Genomic DNA, 5084 nt, shown 5'->3' with positions numbered 1-5084 from the left:
GTGCGGCATGTGCGAGACTGTTTTTCGCGTGGAAGGTCTCGACGCGGTCAAGGTAACTGCCACCCTCGACTGAGCAAAGCCGAGAATCTTAAAATATCCTCCTTAGCCCTCACAGATCATTATGGAGCTTCCAAGCAGACGGGTTGTCGAGGGGACGGCAAGGGCGCCGCACAGGGCGATGTACAAGGCCATGGGCCTCACCGACGAGGACCTGAACAGGCCGATAATCGGCGTCTCGTCCACTTGCAATGAGGCGACCCCGTGCAACATCCACCTCGGGCAGCTGGCCCAGAGCGCAAAGAGGGGAGTGACTGAATCAGGATGCACGCCCCGCGAGTTTACTGCCATCGCCGTGTCTGACGGCATCGCGATGGGCCACGAGGGCATGAAGGCGTCTCTTGTAAGCAGGGAGGTAATCGCGGATTCTATCGAAGTGATGGTCAGGGCGCACGGCTACGATGGCATCGTGGGAATATCGGGCTGCGACAAGAGCCTGCCCGGCACCCTGATGGGGATGGCGCGCCTGAACCGGCCTTCGATATTCGTCTACGGCGGCACCATCATGCCGGGCGTCTGGAACGGCAAGCAAGTCACAGTCCAGGACGTCTACGAGGCAGTCGGGACATACGACGCCGGCAAGATGTCGCTCCAAGAATTGACAAGCCTGGAGAACGTGGCCTGTCCGACAGCAGGCTCGTGCGCAGGCATGTACACGGCAAACACGATGGCGTCAATAAGCGAGGCACTGGGGATGTCGCTGCCTGGCAGCGCGTCGCCGCCGGCAGAAAGCGACAGGCGCCACGAAGTATGCTACAACACGGGCAAGTCGATAATGCACCTGCTTGACAGCAACATACGGCCCCGCGACATAATGACGTACGAGGCTTTTGAAAACGCGATAATGATGGCAAACGCCATCGGAGGCTCTACCAACGCGGTGCTGCACCTGCTTGCGATAGCAAGGGAGGCAGGCGTGAAACTGAACCTTTCTGACTTTGAAAAGATACGCAAGCGCACGCCCCACATTGCAGACATGAGGCCAGGCGGCATGTACGTCATGCTCGACCTTGACAACATTGGCGGCGTGCCGGTCATAATGAACTTGCTCTTGAAAAAGGGCCTGCTCAACGGCGACGTCATGACTGTGACTGGCAAGACGATGAAGGAAAACCTCCAGTCGATGACGTTCGACCTTAGCCGGGGCAAAGAAAAGGTGGTTAGGCGCCTTGACGAGCCGATAAACTCTGAAGGCACGCTAAAGATACTGAAGGGGACGCTCGCGCCAGACGGCGCCGTGGTAAAGGTGGCGGGGGTCAAGAGCAAGAAATTTGTCGGCAAGGCCCGCGTCTTTGACAGCGAAGAGGCCGCGTTTGACGCGGTGGCCAAGCGCAAGATAGTGGAAGGCGACATTGTAGTCATACGCTACGAAGGCCCCAAGGGCGGGCCGGGGATGCGCGAGATGCTTGCAACAACGGCCGCAATCGTGGGCCAGGGCCTCGGCGAAAAAGTCGCGATGGTGACTGACGGCCGGTTCTCTGGCGCCACGAGGGGTTTCATGATAGGCCACGTCGCTCCGGAGGCGATGGTGGGCGGGCCGATAGCTTTTGTCAAGGAAGGCGACCAGATAGCCATCGACACTGCGACGAGCAAGATCGACCTGATGGTATCAAAGGCCGAGATCGCGCGCCGGGCCAAAAAGTGGAAGCCGATAAAGCCCCGCTACAAGACCGGGGCGCTGGCCAAGTATGCGTCGCTTGTCCAGTCTGCCTCTGAAGGCGCCATTACCGTCCCAAGGGATTAAAGCTTTAAATGGCAACCGCGCATGAGAAGCAGAAGGCTAGGGAGAATGAACAAGGGTGGTAGCTTTTGGCCGGCCGCAACTGGACGGCTCCATCAAAATAGAGAAGCTGGCCACCGCTGACGACCAGTTCAGCCTTTTCAAGAAACTGTATTCTGCCTATGACAGGGTGTTCATACTAGAGTCGCTCGTCGGCCCAAAGGAACTTGCGGAAATGTCTGTCATCGGCTTTGACCCTGACACCACCGTGGTCTGCGATTCCAAAGCGTTTTCAGTAACAGACCGAAAGGGCAGGACGCGCAAGCAAAAGGTGACGGAGCCACTGGAGCAGCTGAAAAAGCTGGTGCCGCAAGTCAAGGACGAAAGGTTCCGGTACATCGGGGGCGCCGTAGGGTACATCAGCTATGACGCCACGCGCTTTTGGGAGCGCCTTCCAGTCAGGAAAAAAGCAAGCGGCTTTCCAATGATGGAATTTGGGATTTACACCGACGGCATACTGTACAACCACAAGGAGAATCAGGCCTACTACTTTTACATAGGCAAGTCGCGCCTGCCAGAAATAAAGGAGAAGCTGGCACAGGCAGGCAAGTCATCGCCGTTTGCGCACACAGAGCCGCGCCGGAATATGACAAGGCCACACTTTGTCCGGATGGTCAAAAAGGCAAAGAGGTACGTCTATGACGGCGACGTATTTCAGGTGGTGCTTGCCAAGAGCATGAAGTTTGACGTCAAGGGCGACCTTCTGCGGTTCTACGAGGCATTGCGGGAGGTGAACCCGTCGCCCTACATGTACCTGCTAAAGGCAGGCAGGCGCTGCATAATCGGCTCAAGCCCCGAAATGCTCGTCAGGGTTACCGACGACTATGTCGAGACCTTTCCAATCGCCGGCACCAGGCCGATAGTGGCAGACGAGACCAAGAACGAGGAGATGCGGCAGGACCTGCTAAAGGACGAAAAAGAGCTTGCCGAGCACACGATGCTTGTCGACCTTGCCAGAAACGACATTGGCAGGGTGTGCGAATTTGGCACAGTCACGGTCGACGAGCTGATGACGGTCAAGAGGTTCAGCCACGTCCAGCACATCGTTTCGCACGTGACCGGCAGGCTCAAAAAGTCCTACGATTCGTATGACGCCCTGAGGGCTGTGTTTCCCGCCGGCACCGTGTCGGGCGCTCCAAAGGTTCGGGCGATGGAAGTAATAGACGAGCTCGAGCCGGACCTGAGGGGGCCGTACGCCGGGGCTCTTGGATACTTTTCCTTCAACGGCTCATGCGACTTTGCCATAACGATACGCTCGCTCTTTGTCGATGGCAGCAAGGCGTACGTCCAGTCGGGCGCCGGCATCGTCATGGATTCCGACCCTGAAAAGGAATGGGAAGAGACCGAGCACAAGGCCAAAGCCATCATTTCTGCCCTTAGAAAGGCCGCCAGCTGATCCGCTCAATTGCGGCTGGCTATGCGGCCCCTTTTTGCATGCCTTCTATGCTTGTACGTGTCCAAAAGCAGGGTGCCGGCGGCGCGGGCCAAAAAATTGATGATAGAAATGATAGTATTAGTATTGTGCTGATGTTAATAGTAATAGTAGTATAATTATAAATTGTTACTATAGTGATAATATTGATACCATCATACTAAAACGTAGCAAGTGATATGGTAACGTTATAAAAGAAATCTAGTGGTTTGTCGGCGGCCTTGCAAACATGTTGCCTGCATTCATGTGATATTCGACCGCAAGCCCCGGATCCTTCTGCCTCCCTGTCAGGATGCCGACCACGACGTCGTCGCGCTTTATCGTACCTTCCTTGCGCAGCTGGCGTATGCCTGCAGGGACCGCGCCTGACGCCATCTCGCAGTCAAAGCCGTTCAGGCCGACTATCGACATGCCGTCGCTCATGTCCTTGTCGCTTGCCTGCACCACGACGCCGTTTGTAAAGTCCAGCGCGCGCAGCGCCTTGGCAATGTTGGCCGGCCTGCCTATCTGAATGGCCGTCGCGTGCGTCTTGGGCCTGACGCCCTGCTTGTCGAGGTGCGCATAGTACCTGTCGACCATCGCAAGGTCCGGCCTGCCTCCGTTCCATGAAAGCTTTTTGCCTTCAAACATGCCGTTGTACAGCTCGTAAAGCGTGTTTGCGCCCTCTGCGTTCACGACTGCGATCCTTGGGATCTTCTTTATCCACCCCCAGTCGTACAGCTCGATGAGTGCCTTGCCGCAGCTCGACGTGTTGCCAAGTGCGCCCCCTGGATAGACTATCCAGTCTGGCGGGTTCCAGTCGAGGTGCTCCATTACCCTGTAGACTATGGTCTTTTGGCCTTCGAGCCTGAAGGGGTTTACCGAATTGACAGTATAGCCGCCGCCCTCCTTTGCGTTTTTCAAAGACGTAGCAAGCGCGTCATCAAAGTTGCCCTGCACCTGGATAACCTGCGCCCCGAACTGGAACGCCTGGCCCAGCTTGCCGGGCGCAATTTCGCCCTTTGGGATATAGACGTCGCATTCAATGTCTTCGTTTGCTGCATACATTGCGGCAGAGGCCGACGTGTTGCCCGTCGAGGCGCAGATTATCTTTTTTACCTTGAGCATCTTGGCATGCGTCACCGCAGTAGACATGCCGTTGTCCTTGAACGAGCCGGAAGGGTTGTAGCCTTCTGGCTGCAAAAAGAGCGAGTCGTGGCCCATGCCTGCATAGTCTGCCGCCTTGCTCATCTTGTACGGCTTGGACAGCCTGCCTTCAGAGCCGTCCAGCGAAACGAGAACGCGGGCGCACTCGTCAAAGTCCTCGGTGTCGATTCCTGCAAAGTTGATGAGATCCCTGAAGCGCCACACGCCGGACTCGTTGTAAATGTTGCCTCCGTGGTTGCGCCTCTGGTAGAACTTTTCAGCCAGGTCTTTGCCGGGGCTTTTTGCATACTTTATGTCCAGGAGCGAGCCGCAGGTGCAACGGTAAACGTCGTTATCGATATCGTAGGTCTTGCCGCAATCAGGGTTTATGCATTTTTTGGCGGCGTGGGCTGCCATGCATGAGAGCGTCCGAGATTGCTATTTAGGTGTTTTTACTTTTTGGCAGCCTTCTCGTACATTTTCAGCACTTGCTGGATGACGCCATCCATGTCGTCTTCCTTGACCTCCGGCGAGACTGCGTTCTTTAGCAGGTTGCTGATGGTAGAAGAGATCTCGGAGCTCACTTCGTCAAAGCTGTCCATGTCGCTGTAGCTCTGCTGGTAAAGCCTTCGCAGTTTCATCGCGTACATTTGCGTCTGCTCGTTCATCGTGACGTTGTAACCGCGCTTG

The 5084-nt window shown here is 56.1% G+C and carries 4 protein-coding genes; 2 read left to right on the top strand and 2 right to left on the bottom strand.

From position 1 onward, the window contains the following. Positions 1 to 121 precede the first annotated feature (121 nt). Positions 122 to 1801 (top strand): dihydroxy-acid dehydratase, encoded by a 1680-nt coding sequence (ilvD, locus tag ACREAY_RS09655; protein ID WP_431755562.1) that lies wholly within the window; start codon positions 122 to 124, stop codon positions 1799 to 1801. A gap of 55 nt (positions 1802 to 1856) precedes the next feature. Beyond that, a complete protein-coding gene (locus tag ACREAY_RS09650) occupies positions 1857 to 3233 on the top strand; it encodes an anthranilate synthase component I family protein (protein ID WP_431755561.1) in 1377 nt (458 codons plus the stop codon). Between the two features lie 237 nt (positions 3234 to 3470). Here the strand turns inward: ACREAY_RS09650 and ACREAY_RS09645 are convergent, their stop codons facing one another. Continuing rightward, a complete protein-coding gene (locus ACREAY_RS09645) occupies positions 3471 to 4811 on the bottom strand; it encodes a threonine synthase (RefSeq protein WP_431755560.1) in 1341 nt (446 codons plus the stop codon). Between the two features lie 35 nt (positions 4812 to 4846). Further along, a partial coding sequence (locus ACREAY_RS09640; protein ID WP_431755559.1) for a hypothetical protein occupies positions 4847 to 5084 on the bottom strand: 238 nt, incomplete at its 5' end.

It is taken from the genome of Nitrososphaera sp. (genome assembly GCF_050748925.1).
Classification (GTDB): Archaea; Thermoproteota; Nitrososphaeria; order Nitrososphaerales; family Nitrososphaeraceae; genus Nitrososphaera.
The sequence above is the reverse complement of the archived record's forward strand: the minus strand, read 5'-3'. Positions and strand labels throughout refer to the sequence as shown.